General features: G+C 33.6%; 17 protein-coding genes and 1 pseudogene. 16 read left to right on the top strand and 2 right to left on the bottom strand.

Annotated features, from left to right (window positions below; all coding sequences use genetic code 11):
- Window positions 1-25: 25 nt before the first annotated feature.
- A pseudogene (locus G602_RS31615) lies at window positions 26-844 on the bottom strand (IS1634 family transposase); the annotation flags it as partial.
- An 18-nt stretch (window positions 845-862) separates the two neighbouring features.
- Between G602_RS31615 and G602_RS29530 the strand changes: the two are divergent.
- The 16 genes from G602_RS29530 (at window position 863) to G602_RS0121935 (ending at window position 17,969) form a co-directional block, all read left to right on the top strand.
- Window positions 863-1,282: a hypothetical protein gene (locus G602_RS29530; RefSeq protein ID WP_049945409.1), complete on the top strand. Its 420-nt coding sequence runs from the start codon at window positions 863-865 to the stop codon at window positions 1,280-1,282.
- Between the two features lie 303 nt (window positions 1,283-1,585).
- The gene (locus G602_RS28030) at window positions 1,586-2,458 is read left to right on the top strand and encodes an Rpn family recombination-promoting nuclease/putative transposase (protein WP_049945408.1); all 873 of its coding nucleotides are present in this window, start codon (window positions 1,586-1,588) and stop codon (window positions 2,456-2,458) included.
- A gap of 133 nt (window positions 2,459-2,591) precedes the next feature.
- Window positions 2,592-3,434, top strand: a complete 843-nt coding sequence (locus G602_RS29525; RefSeq protein WP_049945407.1) for a macro domain-containing protein — start codon at window positions 2,592-2,594, stop codon at window positions 3,432-3,434.
- Between the two features lie 15 nt (window positions 3,435-3,449).
- Complete coding sequence (locus tag G602_RS0121995) at window positions 3,450-4,457, top strand: DarT ssDNA thymidine ADP-ribosyltransferase family protein (protein ID WP_026660950.1); 1,008 nt, start codon at window positions 3,450-3,452, stop codon at window positions 4,455-4,457.
- A gap of 81 nt (window positions 4,458-4,538) precedes the next feature.
- A complete protein-coding gene (locus G602_RS30720) occupies window positions 4,539-4,688 on the top strand; it encodes a hypothetical protein (protein WP_155830029.1) in 150 nt (49 codons plus the stop codon).
- Between the two features lie 630 nt (window positions 4,689-5,318).
- The gene (locus G602_RS0121985; protein ID WP_026660949.1) at window positions 5,319-6,431 is read left to right on the top strand and encodes a glycosyltransferase family 4 protein; all 1,113 of its coding nucleotides are present in this window, start codon (window positions 5,319-5,321) and stop codon (window positions 6,429-6,431) included.
- A 24-nt stretch (window positions 6,432-6,455) separates the two neighbouring features.
- Window positions 6,456-7,808, top strand: a complete 1,353-nt coding sequence (locus tag G602_RS0121980; RefSeq protein WP_026660948.1) for a hypothetical protein — start codon at window positions 6,456-6,458, stop codon at window positions 7,806-7,808.
- A gap of 96 nt (window positions 7,809-7,904) precedes the next feature.
- Window positions 7,905-8,591, top strand: coding sequence for an HAD-IA family hydrolase (locus G602_RS0121975; RefSeq protein WP_026660947.1), 687 nt, complete (start codon window positions 7,905-7,907; stop codon window positions 8,589-8,591).
- A 346-nt stretch (window positions 8,592-8,937) separates the two neighbouring features.
- Entirely contained in the window at window positions 8,938-10,074 is a 1,137-nt protein-coding gene (locus G602_RS0121970) for a glycosyltransferase (RefSeq protein ID WP_081676119.1), read from the top strand.
- Between the two features lie 136 nt (window positions 10,075-10,210).
- Window positions 10,211-11,308: a polysaccharide pyruvyl transferase family protein gene (locus tag G602_RS0121965; RefSeq protein WP_026660945.1), complete on the top strand. Its 1,098-nt coding sequence runs from the start codon at window positions 10,211-10,213 to the stop codon at window positions 11,306-11,308.
- A gap of 110 nt (window positions 11,309-11,418) precedes the next feature.
- Window positions 11,419-12,597: a hypothetical protein gene (locus G602_RS0121960; protein ID WP_026660944.1), complete on the top strand. Its 1,179-nt coding sequence runs from the start codon at window positions 11,419-11,421 to the stop codon at window positions 12,595-12,597.
- A gap of 7 nt (window positions 12,598-12,604) precedes the next feature.
- On the top strand, window positions 12,605-13,822 hold the full coding sequence (locus tag G602_RS28020) for a Coenzyme F420 hydrogenase/dehydrogenase, beta subunit C-terminal domain (protein ID WP_049945406.1): 1,218 nt from the start codon (window positions 12,605-12,607) through the stop codon (window positions 13,820-13,822).
- 45 nt (window positions 13,823-13,867) lie between these two features.
- Entirely contained in the window at window positions 13,868-14,980 is a 1,113-nt protein-coding gene (locus tag G602_RS0121950) for a hypothetical protein (RefSeq protein WP_026660942.1), read from the top strand.
- A 94-nt stretch (window positions 14,981-15,074) separates the two neighbouring features.
- On the top strand, window positions 15,075-16,331 hold the full coding sequence (locus G602_RS0121945; RefSeq protein ID WP_026660941.1) for a flippase: 1,257 nt from the start codon (window positions 15,075-15,077) through the stop codon (window positions 16,329-16,331).
- A 27-nt stretch (window positions 16,332-16,358) separates the two neighbouring features.
- On the top strand, window positions 16,359-17,465 hold the full coding sequence (gene wecB / locus G602_RS0121940) for a non-hydrolyzing UDP-N-acetylglucosamine 2-epimerase (RefSeq protein WP_026660940.1): 1,107 nt from the start codon (window positions 16,359-16,361) through the stop codon (window positions 17,463-17,465).
- Window positions 17,466-17,777: 312 nt separating this feature from the next.
- Window positions 17,778-17,969 carry a hypothetical protein gene (locus G602_RS0121935; RefSeq protein WP_026660939.1) on the top strand — a complete coding sequence of 64 codons (192 nt, stop codon included), beginning with the start codon at window positions 17,778-17,780 and terminating at the stop codon, window positions 17,967-17,969.
- A gap of 77 nt (window positions 17,970-18,046) precedes the next feature.
- On the opposite strand, the gene G602_RS0121930 is transcribed toward G602_RS0121935, so the two are convergent.
- The gene (locus G602_RS0121930; protein ID WP_026660938.1) at window positions 18,047-19,210 is read right to left on the bottom strand and encodes a hypothetical protein; all 1,164 of its coding nucleotides are present in this window, start codon (window positions 19,208-19,210) and stop codon (window positions 18,047-18,049) included.
- Window positions 19,211-19,554 lie beyond the last annotated feature (344 nt).

The following is a 19,554-nucleotide window of genomic DNA, read 5'->3' as shown; positions in this document are numbered from 1 at the left end:
CAAAATTATAGTGCTAAACCACATGTTAAAACCTGTGGTTTAGTACTTCTTTAATTTCTTCGTTATTAAGAAAATATGATGTCAATGGAAGACCTGTTTCTGAAGCCAGCGCATTAATAAACTCAGAATTCCTTGTAAGGTTTATATATTTCCTTTCGGATATTTGAGCTACGCTGAAATCTCTGATGAAATCAAAGATTTCTTCAGTCCCATACTTGTCACCAAGATCATATATCTGAATGATTCGTGTCAGTACAACAGCAAGATAGCAGATAAGGAAATGACCTGTTATTGTATTCTGCTTTTGAAGGTAGACTGGGCGCGCATCTAACTGTGTTTTCATAATTCTAAATGATTCCTCTATTCGCCATAAATTATGATAGGCTGCATATATACCTTCGGAAGACATGGATAATTCTGATGTGACCATCATGTTATATCCGGCAAGTTTTCTGGCATTCTCTATTGCTTCTTCATTTATTTCAACCTTGACCTTGCCGTTGGTTTTGTTTCCTTTTTTATCTGCTGCTATGAATGAAACATATTTTGCGCTGTCGCCATATTCATTCTTCTTTGCCTGTGAAGCCTTGAGTATACGAGCTTTTTCAACTTGCCTGTTTATTTCGAAAATCTGTTTTTCGGCTAGCTTTGGATTATAGGTTGCAACGCGTTTTTCTCGTAGTTTGATCTTATACTTCTTCCCGTTAGCATCTTCATAAGTGTACTCAAAATCGTCAACGCATTCCTTGATGCGATACTTAACGTTTCCTTCTTTGTCTTTTACATCTTTGTAATCATTGTCTAATAAAACCCATGTTTTTTCGGTCTCGGGAAGTGTACCAATCCGGGATCGGATAAGATTATGTGCATATGTGCTGCGCTGGAGGTTTCTCCCGAATATTTACTTTCAGGAGTTACAGAAGATAGCAAAAGGGGAAGGAGTGTGGATTATATGGTTATTCCTAGTGGTACAAAAGAACGAGAATTGATTGAGACTTTTAATGATATGGATTGGATAGATAGGGAACACTTGCTGGAATATGCAAAAAAGATACTTGCAAGAAATTGTAATAATGGAAATTGCATAAAAGAGAAACAAGATTCAATGTTAAAAATTGCCGAGTTTTGCAATATTGAAATGTTTATGGATTCAACCTTCGAGGGGGAACCGGCTCTGGTTGTACATTATATTGACGATGATGTAACTGGGGATATTGACATTGTAAATGAAATAATAAGTGGTGACTTTTCAAAGTACGTGTTTCCGGTTATTAAGGAGTGACTAAGTGACAATAAAGCGAGTTTGCTAAAAATGTGGAAAAACAAAAGAATAGAATTGTTACCGGAGTGGGAGTGAAAATTTTTATTATGGAGGATTAAACTTTTCTTAAAGATACATAATGATTATTTACATATTCAGTACGTAATGATAGATTAAGTTTTGTTGTTTGATTTGTATATATTAAGTTTTTGCTTCGTCGAAGCGATTATTGCAGGTTCTTTAGCAGTGGTGATTTTTTCCAGATTATAAATAATGCCTTGAAATGGCAGTAACTACATATTTATAATTAAAGGAGAATAATAGTTGAAGGACTACAAAGATTTATGTTTTTCAGATGATTTCATGTTTTGCAAAATATTGCAGGAAAATGAGGATCTCTGTAAAGAACTTACGGAATTAATACTTGGGCGTAAGATTGGAAGGATAGTTAAAACAGAAAAACAGAAGGCGATCCAGATAGCTCCGGATGGGCATGGTGTCAGATTCGACGTGTATTTCACAGATGATGAAATGAATGTCTATGATATAGAAATGCAGAAGACTGATACTAAAGAGATACCTCTTAGAAGCAGGTATTATCAAGGAATGATTGATCTTGATTTTCTCGCTACAGGTAAAGAGTATAAGGAATTGCCACATAGTTATGTGATATTTCTTTGCAAATTTGATTTGTTTAAGCGCGGGTACCACAAATACTCTTTTACTCCTAAATGTAAGGAAGTAGAAGAATTATTATTGGAAGATAAGACGGATAGAGTATTTATATGTGCCGGTGGCGACAAGAATGATGTTTCAGAGGATATGAAAAACTTCATTGATTACCTCGCAGGAAATATGACTAATAGTGATCTTGCTTCCAGACTTGAGAAAAAGGTTAGAGAAGCGATTGAAAAGAACAGATGGAGGAAAGAGTATATGACACTCCAGGAAATGATGAAAGATGAATTTGAAGAAGGTGTAAAGGAAGGCGTAAAGCAAGGAACAGATATACATCTTATTGAATTGATTTGCAAGAAGTTGTCAAAAGGTAAGGACACAGAAACTATTGCAGATGAAGTTGAGGAAGATCTTGATGTTGTTCAGACTATCTGTGATGCTGCGAGTGCCTTTGCTCCGGATTATGATGTGGACGCAATTTATAATGCATTAAAAGCGAAAGACAAGTTGCCTGTCTGATTTATTTAAAGACTGCCAAATTGTAGATTATTTCAATGACAAAGGCTAGTTCATGACGTACAATATCCCTATAGAGCGGCATGCTCTATGGGGAATTTTGTTTTTGGTGAACTGAATTAGTTAGAGGATTCTTATGATTAAATATATAAAAGGTGACATTTTTACTGCACCTGCACAAGTTATAACGAATACAGTTAATCTCGAAGGGGTAATGGGGAAAGGCATAGCATTGGAATTCAAGAAACGTTATCCGGATATGTTTAAAGCCTATAAGAAGAGATGCGATAGTGGAGAATTTAAGATTGGCAATTTGATGCTGTATAGGGATAGCGATAAGTGGATACTCCTGTTCCCTACAAAGGATAGCTGGAGAAGAAAATCTAAGCTTGAATATATAGAAAAAGGACTTCAAAAATTTGCAGATAATTGGGATAAACTTGGCGTTGATTCCATAGCGTTTCCGCCACTTGGATGTGGCAATGGTGGCTTATTATGGAGTGATGTACGTCCTCTGATGGAGAAATATCTGAAAAAACTACCGATAGATATATATATTTATACCGACATTTTTTGTGATGCCAATAATGAAAGCGGCGAATTATCAGACTTTGAAAGAATGCTTAATGGTGAAAATGGTTTAGATGGTTATCGATTATTTAAGCATAAATGTATTACATATTTAGCAAAAAACGGTGAAGTTACTGTTGATGACAATAAAGTATGGGCAATTACTGATGAAAATGAACTCATATTGGATTTAAGGCCTGTAGATGAAAGTAATCTTATTGGTGCATGGAATTATATTAGAAATGTAAAAGTTATCTCAAAAGATGAGGCAGAACAAAGATATGATGGGCTGCTGTACCCACTTATGGGACTTATGAGAAAAATAGATTATACATGTAGGATATATGTATCGAAGGATGGAGTTTCCTATACAAATGAGCCTAATGCCTATAGCTATAGCGTGGCATAAAGAGACGTGAGTGCAATGAAATATAAGGATATACTTAGTGAGCAGGCTAAAAAATTGAATATGGCTTATCGATATTGGCCTTATTATTTATATCATTTTTCTGATATTCATAATATAGTGAGCATACTTGAAGAGGGCGCTATATTATCACGTAATGCGACAAAACATCGAGGCATGATGGCTTCAGACAACTCAAGTGAAATAGTAATTCGGAAAACTAAAGAAGAAGCCTATGATTATGCAAGATTATATTTTAGGCCGCTCACACCTACTCAATACCATAACGAAGGTTACAAACCTGCAGAAGTGCGTGATATTGAAATAAATGCAAGTTGTCCGGTTCCAATATTCTTGGTAATGGATGCTGATGCAATACTTAGCATGGAAAATACATTTTTTGTTGAACAGGGCATAGCGGGTACAGGACATGCGAAAAAGACAGGAATTGAAGAATTTCAAAATCTTGATTTTGAGCAAATTTATGATAATAGAATCTACTCAGGAGATAAATGGAAAACAGCCAAGAAATACAGGATGTCTGAAGTGATAAGAGAAAATGGATTTCCAATAGACAATGTTTTAAAAGCAATTATTTGTCGAAGTAAGGCAGAACGGAACACGCTGTTATATTTGCTTAAAGAAAAATCTGATAGGTTATATGAAAAATATAAATCGATGATTCATGTCAGGGCAGATTTTGAATGCTTTTATTACAACGGATTATATGTTGAGGATGTTCATATCCGAAACAATATTTTAGATATTGATTTTAATGATCCTGCTATTCGTGGATATCATGTTGCTAAAGTGGATATGAAGATTAAACTATTATTCTGTGACTTTGAAGGAAATGTCACTAATGAACAGGAATATCATAGAGTTGTTGATTATGATAGCTCTGTAGGGTTTCAGATACCGATTGATGATCCGATACTTTCGGATAGTGTTAGGATTACAATTCTATTTGATGGCATAGAAATATTTAAAGATGTCCTGTATATAAGTGAAGATGTTATGATTTAGTACTCTTGATGGCAAACTTGCTTCCAGGCTTGAGAAAAGGTTAAGAAAGTTATTACAAAGAACAGGTGGAAGAAAGAATATATGATACTCCAGAAAATGATGGAAGATGAATTTGAGGAAGACCTTGATGCTGTTTGGGTTATCTGTGATGCTGCGAGTACCTTTGCTCCTGATTATGATGTGGACGTAATTTATAATGCACTAAAAGCGAAAGACAGGTTGCCTGGCTGATTTATTTTAAAGACTGCTAAATATAGATTATTTCAATGACAAAGCCCCTTATTTAGCGTATAATATCCCTATAGAGCTACATGCTCTATGGGGATTTTCTTATGGGTTAGATTTAATGAAAAAAGTTATAATCTGGGGGCATATTATATTCTGATTTATTAACGGCAGCGCGCCCGGATTGACTGGGTGTGGCTGCTTTTTGTTTTTTATAAAGTGCTACTATGATTAGATATAATAATGCTAACATCCAGAGTGGGCTATTTATAATACCATGAACTTTGAATGAGGTGTGGGAAAGAGTATGGCTTTAGAATGATAAATGATATCCCAAAATGTTCGATACATATAAAAAGATTACGTTAGCGGAGAATTGTAGATAAGGAATCGTTTGCTATATAAAGAGTACGTCAAATGTACATTACTATTTCATATGAAGAAGTGGTGAATAATTTTTTAGCTAAACTTTTTCGATACGGGACTACAAGCGTTTGCATATAATTGAGATACTTTAGGCATGAATTCAATACATTCACTTTTTGGGATGTGGCAATCTTATATGGAATATTGCCTAGATGCTGATGGTTAATTCATGTAGCCAGATATCGATGGTTTCACGATGGGTATAATTAGATGAGAAAAATCAAAAAAAAAATAGCTGTAATTGGCGCTAAAGGAATACCATCTCATGTGAGTGGGTTGGAAGTGTATATTCAAAACCTTACAGTTGAAATGATAGATGATTTTGATATTACTGTTTTTAGTCGTAAGAGATATTGTGATGTTATATTACAAGATTACAAAGGTGTTAAGGTGCGATATGTACCATCAATCAATACAAAACACCTAGATGCAATTACATATAGCGTAATTGCAACTGTTCTTGCGTTAATTGGACATTATGATATTTTTTGGTATCAAGCATTAGGACCAGCTGTAACGATGCCATTGACAAAATTATTTAAAAAAAAAATAGTGAGTACAGTTCATGGTCTTGACTGGAAAAGGGACAAATTTGGTAAGGTTGCATCAGCGGTTCTTAAGTTGGGTGAAAGATGTATAGCGAATAATGCTGATATAATAATAACTCTTCAGAAATTCGATGATGGATATTTTAGAAAGAAATGGAATAAGAATACAATTTTAATCCCTAATGGTGTCAGGCAGCCCTGCTTTAGGGATGCCATGGAAATAACTAATAAATATGGATTAAAAACGGGAAGTTATATATTATTTATGTCGCGTATAGTCCCAGAGAAAGGGGTTCATATACTTGTTAAGGCTTATCAGAGGTCTGGAATTGATAAAAAGTTGGTTATAGCAGGTAGAGGGGTTCATACAGCTGGTTATGAAGATGACATTAGAAAAATGGCTCAAAATGATGAAAATATAATTTTTACAGGATTGGTTGATGGAGCCTTAAAGGAAGAACTATATAGTAATGCATATGCATATGTTTTACCTTCTACTATTGAAGGACAGAGCATAGGTCTGCTTGAAGCTATGAGTTATGGCTTGGCATGTATTGTCTCTGATATCCCCGAAAATATTGATGTTGTTCGGGATGCAGGTATACATTTCGAGGTTGATAATGTTGAAAGCTTGAAATTAGCTTTAATTGATTGCGCCAATAATAAAGAAAAAATTGTCAGTATAGGAAAGGAAGCGCAGAAACAGATATGTGATAATCATAATTGGAATAATACTTTGGCGCAAACAGTAGATACTTTTAAAACATTGTTATGACTGAGATATTCAGGGGAATAAGATATGAATAGGTTTAATGAACAAGTACAAAGAAAAAACAGATATTTCAGTTTCAAGGGTTTGGATAATTATAATGATAATGAGTTATCAGATATTCAAAAATGTCAAGCTGTAATTAATTTGGCATACAATGAAATAAAAGAGAGCGAATGTATTAGCGTTGGGATAGAAGTACTTGGACCATTGATTACTGGCTATTCAATTTGGCTTAGGCAATTATTATGTATAGAGAATGTAGATGCATTATTTTTTTTATCAAGAGAAGGCGATGCTCTAAAGAGTGTATATGATACGTTATATGGAAAAAATGATGATAATTCATATTTACATATTTCAAGGATATCTATGATACGTGGATGTATGAAACTACTATCATCTGCAGATCAATTTATGCGACTAATATCAGGTCTTTTGAACAATATTAGTACAATTAGTGGTGTATGTGAACTCCTTGGTTTGTCACAAAATGAAATAGATAAGATAGAAAAAGACTTTGGGTTGCGTGGGGAATTGGATGTCCATTCGCTGGTAGAGTATAACACTTTATATGAAGCTATTTTAACTGTAGGAGACGAAACACTTACAAAACAATATAGTATAACTAAGGACTATTTTAGGCAGCGAGGAATATTAGATGGTAAACGAGTTATGATTGCAGATATTGGATGGGCAGGAACAATGCAATGCTTGCTGCAACTGATGTTTCCGGATGTTGTTTTTATTGGTGCATATTTAGCAGTAAATGATTTTCATAATGAAACAACGTATAAGAATTTGAAAAGATATGGATATATATGTGATAGTGAGACCTGGCATTTAAATGGACAAGAAATTCGGTTTACTACATTGGCATTGGAGAGCTTGTTGCAAAATAGTGAAGGTACTACATTGGGATATGAAGATATAAATGGAAAAGTTGAGGTTGTGACAGAAGAGAGGCCTGATAAAGAACGGATAGAGCCGGTAGTTGATGAATTACGTGATGGTTATATTGCTTTTGCAAAAGCATATCAGATATACAAGATTGATGGTGAATATGAAAAAGTGAATCCTAACGTATCAAAGATTGGTTATGTTGAGTTTGCTGTAAGTCCCAAAATGTCTACAGTTGAGTTTTTTGACAAATACAAGAATTTAAGCTTAATGATAGATTCGAATATTACAGCGGCCCATTCATTAGTTTATTATTTTTTTCATCCAAAATCTTTTTATAAAGAATTAGACATTTCAAATGCAAAGATTATTTGGCTTAAGTCAGTATTTAAGCTCCCTTTGCCATATTATATAATTCTGTGTTTTTTAGTTAATAAAGTTCATTTAAAATCTAAACGTCAAAAGTTTAATGAGAGTGTCTAAAAAGAAACGCGAGTATTGACTAAATGAATAGAACAGCCAATTAACATTATACTTGTACGAAGATTGAAAATGTGAATTATAAGAAGGTAAGAGCTGTTGATATTAAAAAAAATAATAAAACGTGTAGTAAAAAACTTATTTGGCAGGGAAGTTTGTGACTTTCCTCTGGCTGTTATAGCATGGGCAGATGTTATCTCGTTTGATATGTATGATACTTTGATTTTTAGATCATGCGGAGATGCTAATGCTGTTTTTAAGGAAGTTGAAAAACAATGGAATAATATACATAATCAGTATATTTCTGGATTTGCGTTAAAAAGAGCTGTAGCTGAAAAGAAAGCAAAGAAAAGTTGTAAAAGAGAAATAAACTTGAAAGACATATATAATGAAATAGATGGTTATAGAATAACAGAACTTGAGGAATTATATGATTATGAGATAAAAAAAGAAATAGATACAGCTGAATTAAACAATGAGATGTATGAATTATATAAAAAGTGTATCGAAACTGGAAAAAAAATAGTGATAATGTCTGATATGTATATGCCCAAAGTGGTTTTGGAAACTATTCTAAGAAATCATGGAATTGTTGACTATGATGAGATATTTGTTTCAGGTGATGTTGGAGAATCAAAGCAATCCGGAAAATTATATAAAAAGGTATTATCTGAACAGATAGGCTCCTATGGCAATATACTTCATATAGGTGACAATGTATATTCTGATTTTTTGATGGCTAGGATAATGGGAATTAAAGCAATTCTCTATTCTAGGAAGTTATAAGTCTAATAAGAATATACTATTTTGAGAACCAGTAGTAATAGATGTGTATGAGTTATGTATATAAAAAGAACAATAATAGTTTGAAGCTATGGATGGCTATGTCTATAGCGGTATTGTTTTTTATATATGTTTGGCATTTATCTATAGTTATGGCGAATAAGAATGATATTACAATTTTATTGTAGAGATTTTTACTTTGATGAATTAGTAAAGATTTATAAGGAAAGATGTGATTTATGCTTCAGTAAAAATACCAAGCATTTGATAGCATTGCTTGAAGAAAATGATTTTTGACATCATGGATCAGATTCTTCAAACACAATGCTGATATGGTATTCAATTACTAATGAAAAGAGTGTTAAAAGCTATGATACATGTGCTAATTATTGGGTTGACAGATACTTTGGGTGGGGTAGAAAAATATATAAAGAATCTTGTCATGTCAGCAGATAAAAATGAGTTTATGTTTGATTTTCTTATAAAAAGTGAAAATGCTCCAGTGTTTGAGAGGGAAATAAGTTCTTTTTATGAGAATAAATGTAAATATTTCCATATTACAAAGATTTCTAACAATCCAATAAGCTGGTTAGTAGAGATGCGGGATTTTTTTAAAAGAAATGCATATGATGTAATTTATATTAATACCTGCAGCGCCTCTGATATTTTGTATTCATGTATTTTTAATCACGAAGCAAAGGTCATAATACACAGCCATTATTGTGGTATTCATTATGAATTAAAAAATCAACCTTTTAAAAAATTGGCAACTTGGAAATCTGATTTACTGTTAGCTTGTAGTGAAAAAGCAGGAAATTGGATGTTTACAGATGATAAAAAGTATACAATTATTAAGAACGGAATTGCTACACTAAAATACAAGTTTTCTGAGAAGAAAAGAAAAGAATATAGAGAAAAGTATCATATTGGACTTGATGAGTTGGTAATAGGTAATGTTGGCAGGTTAGAATACCCAAAAAACCAGATATTTCTTGTTGGATTACTTGCAGAATTAATCAAGAACAATAAAAAAAATGATGTGTACAAAAATATCAAGTTGATTTTGGTTGGGGATGGTCAAGATAGGGAGTCTATTGCACTTTATGCAAATAAACTAGGTGTTTCTGATAATTTGATTTTTGCAGGGCTACTTGAAGAAACGTCTGAAATATATAATGCATTCGATATTTTTATCATGCCATCGTTTCACGAGGGATTGCCAATGGCTGGAATTGAAGCGCAATGTAATGGATTGCCATGTATTTTTTCTGATGGGATAGATAGGCAAATTCTAATAACAGATATAGCTGAAATGCATTCTCTAGATGATGGATATGATGAGTGGGTAAGAGCCGTGTTTCTTGTTAGTAGGAAGGAAATTGACCGAGCGTGTTATGCGAATCAGTTACAAATAAAGGGATATGACTATAAATCTAGTGCTATAAAAGTATTGGATTGTATTAAAGACTTATCCGCAATTGGTTAATTGATTGCGGATAAGTTCATAGCCTAAAGGAATGCTTTGCTAAACTAAAGGATTTTTGTAGTTATGATAAAGTAACTATTTACCATGTTGTTATTGGTAATCTATCTTTTTTTTATGGATACGACGAAGGAGACCTATGCCAAAAATCGGAATATTAACAGTACATTGTTCTAGCAATTTTGGTGCATCGCTTCAGGCGAGTGCTTTATTGAAATACTTGAAGGATAGAGGCAATGAGGTTGAAATCATTAATTATAGATTTAGGGGTTTTTTAGATGCTCATGATTACAGCATTAAGGAGCAATTGAATATAAAACAGAATATTAAAAAAACTGTATTATATCCATGGACGCATGGGCGATATGCTAAATTTTTACAGTTCGAAAGAGATTTTATTTATCCGCAGACAGAGTGCGTTTATGATGCTTGTGATTTTAGAGACTTAGAGGAGAGGTATGATGTTTTCCTTGTAGGAAGTGACCAAGTTTGGAATCCTAATCACATACAATATGACAAAAACTTTTTTTTTGACAACATTCATAAGGGGATAAAAGCATCATTTGCAACTAGCTTCGGAAAATCAGAGCTTTCAGACAGAGAACTAAATTTTATAAATGATTGTTTGCCCAATATAAATTATTGTAGTGTCAGGGAGAAATCAGGCTGGAACATAATTAAAAATACTAATCCGTTACTAGATGTGGAAGTATTGGCAGATCCTGTATTTTTGCTTGATGCAAATTATTGGAAAAATATTGAAAAGCGAATACTAGTACCACAAAATTATGTTTTGTTTTATTTTGTTGGGGATTATGATTTGAACCTATGTAAATACTTAGTGAATGATTTTAGAAAAAAGAGGTTGAATATAGTCTTTTTAAAATCAATATTTACAGGGTGGATGGGGGATGTAAATATATACGATGCGGGACCGTTAGAGTTTCTTTATCTTATTGACCATGCATCATTTGTTATAACCAATTCATTTCACGGTTCTGCGTATAGCATTATTTTTGATAGACCCTTTTTGACAGTGGAGAGTTTGGGGAAAAACGAGAGATTATGCTGCCTTTTTGAGGATTTGAATATTCCAAATGTTCAAATAAAATCTGAAATGGATTTTAAAGATGGTCTTTGGAAGATTGATGATAATATGTTGAAAATTCAAAAAAGCGATTATATCGCAAATAATCTAGAAAAGGTTGACGGTTTTCTTTCTCAATTTGGCGTTTAACGTCATGTAACTATAAACTATAAGCGTACAGATTCAGGTAATAGAGACATAGGTTTTGACAACGCCCATTGCGTTAAGTGGGTAATGATTGTTTTCAAGATGAGTGAGTTATGATTATTAGAATATATAAGGAGAAGATTTTATTTTATTATACATTTATCATATGGTTTATAGTGGATGTTCTTTCGCATACAACTATAGAAAAATCAACGGGGATTCCTCTATCATTAATTGATAATATTACAGATATCGTAGTGTTGATTATATTAGTGTCTCAAATAGTGTTTGAACAGGCGTATTCAAGAATCGAATTATTATTTGTAGTTATTATTTTTGTATTGGTTTCATTGTCTGCATTCTCATGTGGTGACAATAAGTTTATTTCACTTTTTTTGTTTATCGTTGCAGCTCGCGGAGTAGATATGAAGCGGTTGACATTGTGGGTTTTTCGAGTTCTTGTGGCTATTACATCTATTGTCATATTACTGACATCTGCAGGTATATTGGATGATAAGACATATCGTAGAATTGGTTTGGTTAGACATTCATTAGGATTTGAACATCCTAATGTACTTGGAGTTGTGATATTTCAGATTGCAGTATGCTTCTGTATTTTAAATGAAAATAAAATAATTAGACAAATAATTGCAATAGTTGTTGCGATATTATTTGATTTTATGGTACCAAATTCACAAAGTCCCACAGTTATTTTGGTTGTGTTATTGATTGTTTTACCAATTTATCAGTTGATTCAAAGAAAGGAATACAGAGGTGCGACTCTCAAAAATTGGATGCTTCATGGAGCAATAGCATGCAACTTCTTTAGTGTATTGTTAACTGTTATTGACTACAGTAAGATCCCTATTCTAAATAGAGTTGATGATTTCCTTTCAATGAGATTTAAATATGCAAGGATAGCTTATCGAGAATCCGGTATAAAACTGTTAGGACAGATAATATATACAGCTGAGGAAAACCGTAAGCGAATGGCTTATAAAGGACATTTATTTCTAGATAATGCATATGCAACTATTTTACTAAGGTATGGAATTGTTATTTATGTTATTTTCTCGCTTGCATATATTTCTACGATGCGGTTACAAATGAAAAAGCGTAATAGCTTATTATTTGTTATTCTTTTTGTTTTTGCAATATACGGAATCATGGAAACATCAATGTTCATGCTAGAGTATAATTTCTTATTGATATGTATGTCAGATATTCTATATTTTAGAGATAGAAAGAATTTGGATGAGTGTGACAAGAAGCCTTTGAAGCTAGACGCGTGAAAATAAAATGGTCAATTACATTCGCAAAAATATGAATATTTCACTAATAGGTAAAAAGTGCACAGGGTGCTTGGTGTGTGTTAAAATATGTCGCTTTGCAGCTATAAAAATTGTAAATAGTGATGAAGGTTTTTTATATCCTCTTGTTGATGATGGAGCATGTTCAGGATGTGGAAAGTGCATTAAGTATTGCCCAGAATGTAGTGTTTCTGTGGTGAAATATCCAATTCAGCAATATGCTGCTCGTGTAGTAGATGGTAATAGTACTATTATGAGCACTTCAGGAGGTGCATTTTTTATTCTTGCTAAATACATAATTGAGAAACATGGTGGATATGTATGTGGAGCTGCGTTTGATTATAATAATTTTGAGGTCAAGCATATTATTATTGATGACATAAAACAGATAAGCAAATTACAAGGGTCAAAGTATGTTCAAAGCAATATCTACTATTGCTTTGATAAAATATTAAATTTGTTAAAAAATAATAGGTATGTATTATTTACAGGGACGCCTTGCCAAGTAGCGGCAGTTAAGAATTATTGTCGTGGTTTTCTTGATTACTTATATACAGTCGATATTATCTGCCATGGAGTACCTAGCCCGGAAAATTTTAAAAATAATATTAGTCGATATGTAAATAATAAAAAAATTAGGAATATAAGATTCCGGCATCGGACTAGGCATGAAGCAAGCTCTTATAGCTATTACATTGAATATGAAGATAATTCATCAATAATAGTTTATCCTGAGCGAGATGTTTATTATTCAGCTTTTCTATTAGGCTATTCAGTTAGGGAGAGTTGTTATTCATGTAAATATGCGAGAAGAGATCGTGTTGGAGATATTACTTTGGGGGACTGTAATGACAGGCGGCAATATGTATCAATTGAAAAAGGATTTGTTTTGTCTGATATACTTCTAAATACTGAAAAAGGTCTGAAAATGTGGGAATGTGTACGAGACAAAATGTATTATGTGAAACTTGATTATGAAAAAGAAAGCATTATGAATAGACAGTTAAGCACTCCAACAGAAAGGCCTTCTCTCCGTGACGAGTATTATATTGATTGTAAGGTAATGACTTACCCTTTATTGTTGAAAAAATATGGGTTATCAATTAAAGGGGTATATAAAATTAAAAATATAATAAAAAGACATACGAGTAATAAGGCAAGAAAATGTATAGAGCAAATATGGTTGTTTTTGAAAAATGCCATCTAATTTTACCGGAATAAGTATATAACAAATGAAATGAGACTGTAATATATGGAAAAAAAACATATTTATTATGTAGTAAAAACTGATCTTCATTATTATCCGCCATGTGTCACGCAAATTAGGATTCTCAGAAAATTGGGGGTAAAAATTACTGTTCTATATGGATCTTCTGATGACAAAATTTTGAGTTTACTGAGAGATGAAGGGATAGATTGTGTTGAGATGATTCACAAGATGAATAGATTTCCTGGTATCTTGGATAAGATTAATAACTTTTATTGGTTCAGATATTCAGTAATGAAGTATTTAAGGGGGAGAACATCAACACCAAAAATATTATGGTTTGGAAACGTTGAAAGTATGTTGCCATTTATTGGTGCACTAGGAAATATTGAATATGTGATTTCCTTTTTAGAATTGCTTGACACATCTTGCTTAAAGCGAGTTTTATCAAAGAGTATGGCACAAAATGCAGCTATCGTAACAACTTGTGAAGAAACACGTTCATACATAATGAAAGTATGGTTTCATCTTGATGTTGTTCCGTATACAATTCCTAACAAACCTTATTATATTGATTATAAAAGGGGGGACTATATATCAAATAGCAAGGCAAGAGAAGCACTGAATACAATTGGAAATAGCAAATATATTATTTATCAAGGAATTTTTCAAAACTATCAATATATAAGTGCTATTGCCAGTGTTCTGCGTGATTCCTTTCCAGATATTTATCTGTTATTGGTTGGAATTGATAAATATAATGTAATTCCTAAAGTTAGAGATATTCACAAAAAAACAGTCATCCTTGAATATATACCAGCACCTGAGCATCTACAACTTACAGGCAATGCGTATATTGGAGCGATTTTTTACAAACCGGACACATTGAATAAAGCGTTTTGTGCTCCAAATAAGATTTTTGAGTATTCATATTTTGGACTTCCAATGCTTTGCAACGACATTCCTGGGTTAAAAAATACTGTAGGCAAAGCAAACGCTGGATTATGTATTGATTTTTCATATCAAAAAGTTATTAATGCGATAGAAAAGATAGATAACAATTATGACTATTACAGTAACAACTCTCGTCAGTTTTATGAAAGCGTAGATAATATATCAACACTTAAAGAAATCGCATCAAAGATTGAAGCCATATAAATTGTCGATTATTAAATACTGAGGATAATGGTACTCAATCTAAGAATGTGAAAGTAATATAAAAATTTCTCGTGATAGGAGAGGTAACCCTACGGTGCTAAAAAGGTTTGATGATAGAGTTTATAAAAATGGGGTTTGGTTATATTTATTACAACTTGCAAATACTGTATTACCTATAATTACTATTCCTTACATCACAAGAATAATGGGACCATCAAATTATGGGACGTTTTCATTTGCTATAAATATTGTTGGATACTTACAAACTGTAATAGAATATGGTTTTGGAATGTCAGCATCAAGGAAAATCGTATTACTATCAAAGCAGGAGGACAGAAATGGTGCCATTAAACTGTTCTCAGCGGTCGTATATTCGAGGATTATTTTCTTTTTCATTTGTGGATTATTTATAACTTTTTTCATGATGACTATACCTATGGAAGGAATATATAAAAACTGTATATGTATATTATTCTTAGGAATGGCTGGTTATTGCCTCCAGCAGAACTGGTTTTTTCAAGGGATACAAGAGATGCAGTACATAGCTATAATATGCATTTTTTCTAGAACTATTTCAGTTGTTATGATATTTTTGCTTATTAGAAAAAGCGAAGATATACTATTATATTCTGTATTATATTCGGTTTCTCCTGTTATTAATGGGATATTAGGAACCTTCATTGCAATAAAAAAATATAAAATGAGATTTATTGCCATTAGACTTAGGGATATTGCTGGAGAAATACGAGCAGGGTGGAATGTGTTTAGCACCCAAATGAGTTCAAAAATTTTTGGTGGTATAGGGATAACATTTCTCGGAATGATGTCATCAAGCTATGACGTTGGCATTTATGCTGCTATTCAAAAGATTCCTAATGTTGTGATGCTTTGCTGGGCACCTATTAGTCAGGTTCTATATCCTATTTCTAGTGAGTTGGTAACAGATTCGTTTGTAAAAGGGAAAAAGAAGCTCTTAGGTTTACGTAGAGTTATTCTGATGTTTTTTATAGTTATTACTGTTTGCATAGCTTTTTTTTCTAAACAAATAATCATTTTAGTTTTGGGAGTAGAATATAGAGACTATTATTTCTTGTCATTTCCGCTTCTTATGTGGGTGATTGCAGGAATTAACAATAATTTTTTAGGTATTCAATTATTGCTTGGTGGAGGATTTGATGCAGAGTACAGTTATTGCTTTCAAATATCAGTTGTGTTAACAGTTATATTTAATTATGTACTTATAAAATTGTATGGAATTATAGGTGCTGCGATTGCTCCGCTTATTTCTGAATGTATATTAACGATCCTTTTAAAGTTTAGAATTAGTAGTATTGAAAAGAAAATAGAATAGCTTTTGACATAATAATGGGTGAATAATTTGAAAAGAGTGATGATAGTCTTTGGCACACGTCCTGAGGCGATTAAGATGTGCCCGTTAATTAAAGAATTGCAAAAGAGAGAATTTGCTAAAGTGGTGGTATGTGTTACTGGCCAACATAGGCAAATGCTGGATCAAGTTTTATCAGCTTTTGACGTTGTGCCTAATTATGATTTGGCCATAATGAAAGAAAAGCAGGATTTATTTGATATTACTGATTCAATATTAAATGGGATGAAAAGAGTTTTAGAGAAAGAAAGTCCTGATATTGTACTTGTTCATGGTGATACAACAACTACCTTTGTTACATCTCTAGTATGCTTTTATTTACGAATTCCTATTGGCCACGTTGAAGCTGGATTGAGAACTTATGATATTTTTTCACCATATCCAGAGGAGTTCAATAGGCAGGCGACAGGTATTATAGCCCAATATCATTTTACACCAACGGTTGAATCAAAAAACAATTTATTAAGAGAAGGAAAAAAAACCAATAGTATATATATTACAGGAAACACGGCTATTGATGCATTAAAAACGACTATAAGGGATGATTTTCAGCATGAAGTATTAACATGGGCTACTGATAGTAAATTGATATTGATTACAGCTCATAGGAGAGAAAATATAGGCGCTCCCATGCAAAATATGTTTAGAGCAATAAGAAGGGTTGTAGAAAATAACCCAGGAGTAAAAGCTGTATACCCAATTCATTTGAATCCCAAGATTAGAGAAATAGCCAAAAACGAATTATCAGGAATTAACCGAATTCGTATAATCGAACCACTTGATGTTGTCGAATTTCATAATTTTATGTCAAAAGCATATCTTATATTGACTGATTCTGGAGGTATTCAGGAAGAGGCTCCAAGTTTGGGCAAGCCTGTATTGGTAATGCGTGATACTACAGAACGCCCAGAAGGAATAGAAGCAGGAACTCTTAAATTGGTTGGGACTGAAGAAGAAAGTATTTTTGAAGCTTTTTCCAAACTTCTGAATGACAGAGAAGCATATGACAAAATGGCATTCGCATGTAATCCATATGGCGATGGGCATGCAAGTGAGAGGATTGCTAATGTTTTGGAATTTGGAGAAATGAAAATATAGCGTATAGTCAGCGTGGAAGGAGTAGTCTACTGTTACATGCTATATAAGTATTTGTAAAACGGAGTGATGGTAATCAGGACAAGATGATTACGAGGTTGAAGATGACTTTGATAAAAAATAGAGTCACAGGATGAAGGTTTCCTTGAGAAGTTTAGAAATCGTTATCAGGAGATTTATGATAAGCTACGTGAAAAGCTGGAGACCGGGCAGATTGATGTTTTGACACATCACTCGATTATAATGTTGTCCAAGAAAGTGATTGCTGCACTAACGGCGCAGCGGAAGATCGTAAAAGAGGAGGCCGAGAGAATCATGGGTGGACAGGTACTTGATTACGAGACGAAGGAACTGATTCGTACGGGAATAGAGCAAGGTATAGAGCAGGGAATGTCTAAGCAAAGTGCTGATGATATTCAAAAATTAAAGGCTTTTTTTCTGAAAACTAATCCCGGAATGACGGATCAAGAGGCTTTGGAAGAGGCAGAAAAAGTATTAAATAACTAAATAATTTTGCTTGAATTATTCGGAGCCGGCATAACTGCCGGCTCCTTTTGACAGCAAGCTTAGGAACAATCAACTAATCACATATCTTTCCCATATTCCCAGTTAACAACGTAGTATTGTCCTGCTTCAACATCGGTGTATGCATTGTACATATCAGGGATAATCAACTGAATATATGGATTATCCGGAACGAAGCAGGGGTTATTGATTGTTATATCTTTTGGGTCGATTGTGACATCCGGAAGAGGTTCTTCGTAGTCGGTATCACCTTCCTCCTGAGCGTACCATGTATAGTGAGCATTTGTTATGGAGACATCCAGCATTTCGGGTGTGATAAGCATGTTTGGCTTCATATCAGCAAAGCTGTAACCGTCCTTGAGTTTCACATTTATTGTTGTATGCAGGTCACCCTCAACGACACCCCAGGCGAAGTCTTCATTGGCGATGCCGATTTCCGGCTGATAGCATCCGGGACCATAGGTGTTGGCTTGCCAAAGCGCATATACATCTTCCGGACTCCAGAATTTATTCATGCCATTGTTAGATGGATCGTGGTCAGAGGTTTCTATTGTTTCAGTTGTTTCGGCAGGTGCTTCGACTACTGCATCGGTAGCAGGGGTGACCTCATTGGCAGTCTCATTGTCAGAAGAGACAACAGCATTAGTAACTTCATCAGTAGAATAGGCAACAGCATCTGCAGCGTCCTCATTTGAAGTTACAACATCACCTGCAGTTTCCTCGCTAGAAGAAACAATATCATCTTCTGTTCCCTCAGTAGAAGAGATAGTATCATCCACTGTTTCCTTGGCAGAGGCTGTTTTTTCTACGGCGTCATTTTCATCATAAGGCTTGAAAATTGCGTAATTATCACCATCAATCACCTTAAGGCTGTTTTTAGACAACTCATAATTTACCAGGCAGGTAGTTCCGAGAGGTGCGGATATTTTTAGCCTGCCATCGACCAGAGAGTAGCTGAAGTATCCGACACTTTCATAATCATCACGGTGATCGCTCTTGGCATCAATTATCACAGAACCATCACTTAGAAATTCTACATTGAAAAAATATTCCCCCAGATAACCATTTGAACCTGATTTAGGAAAAACTTCAGGCAATTCACTACTCACCTCTTCCAGGTGCCATACTGTGCCCTGAATTAGTTCCTCATCTGATTTCTTTCCGCATCCCATCATGGATATTACCATGATGAATGCTGCAACAATTGTTACTATTTTTTTCATCCAATTTCCTCCTTGAATTTTTATTGTCCCCTCAAACTCTTCTATAATACATTATCAAAAAAACGTTAACAATATGGTTTGGCATGGAATAATCCTTTTGATATTTAGGCAACCTCCGTGGATGGATGCTCATGCTGGTTATGGCGAAAAAGAACATTGTACAGAGAAAATTACACACGAAGCGATTTCAAATTACTTTGCTGGCGTGAATAAGAAATATGATTTAAGTACAGAGAAGGGAGTTAAAAGATATATAGCATCCTTGGGAGTGATTTGATTATTTAAGGGACAGAATATAGAGCATCTTCACATAAAATCAAAAGCGGAGATGCTTTTTCATGGTA

The organism is Butyrivibrio sp. AC2005, from assembly GCF_000424145.1.
Taxonomy (GTDB): domain Bacteria; phylum Bacillota; class Clostridia; order Lachnospirales; family Lachnospiraceae; genus Butyrivibrio.
The sequence above is the reverse complement of the archived record's forward strand: the minus strand, read 5'-3'. Positions and strand labels throughout refer to the sequence as shown.

What these genes read in the sequence shown, in the direction of transcription:
- G602_RS29530 (WP_049945409.1), top strand. Translation starts at nt 863, where the DNA reads ATGTGCATATGTGCTGCGCTGGAGGTTTCTCCCGAATATTTACTTTCA.
- G602_RS29525 (WP_049945407.1), top strand. Translation starts at nt 2,592, where the DNA reads ATGATTAAATATATAAAAGGTGACATTTTTACTGCACCTGCACAAGTT.
- G602_RS0121995 (WP_026660950.1), top strand. Translation starts at nt 3,450, where the DNA reads ATGAAATATAAGGATATACTTAGTGAGCAGGCTAAAAAATTGAATATG.
- G602_RS30720 (WP_155830029.1), top strand. Translation starts at nt 4,539, where the DNA reads ATGATACTCCAGAAAATGATGGAAGATGAATTTGAGGAAGACCTTGAT.
- G602_RS0121985 (WP_026660949.1), top strand. Translation starts at nt 5,319, where the DNA reads ATGAGAAAAATCAAAAAAAAAATAGCTGTAATTGGCGCTAAAGGAATA.
- G602_RS0121980 (WP_026660948.1), top strand. Translation starts at nt 6,456, where the DNA reads ATGAATAGGTTTAATGAACAAGTACAAAGAAAAAACAGATATTTCAGT.
- G602_RS0121970 (WP_081676119.1), top strand. Translation starts at nt 8,938, where the DNA reads ATGAAAAGAGTGTTAAAAGCTATGATACATGTGCTAATTATTGGGTTG.
- G602_RS0121965 (WP_026660945.1), top strand. Translation starts at nt 10,211, where the DNA reads ATGCCAAAAATCGGAATATTAACAGTACATTGTTCTAGCAATTTTGGT.
- G602_RS0121960 (WP_026660944.1), top strand. Translation starts at nt 11,419, where the DNA reads ATGATTATTAGAATATATAAGGAGAAGATTTTATTTTATTATACATTT.
- G602_RS28020 (WP_049945406.1), top strand. Translation starts at nt 12,605, where the DNA reads ATGGTCAATTACATTCGCAAAAATATGAATATTTCACTAATAGGTAAA.
- G602_RS0121950 (WP_026660942.1), top strand. Translation starts at nt 13,868, where the DNA reads ATGGAAAAAAAACATATTTATTATGTAGTAAAAACTGATCTTCATTAT.
- G602_RS0121935 (WP_026660939.1), top strand. Translation starts at nt 17,778, where the DNA reads ATGGGTGGACAGGTACTTGATTACGAGACGAAGGAACTGATTCGTACG.
- G602_RS0121930 (WP_026660938.1), bottom strand. Translation starts at nt 19,210, where the DNA reads ATGAAAAAAATAGTAACAATTGTTGCAGCATTCATCATGGTAATATCC.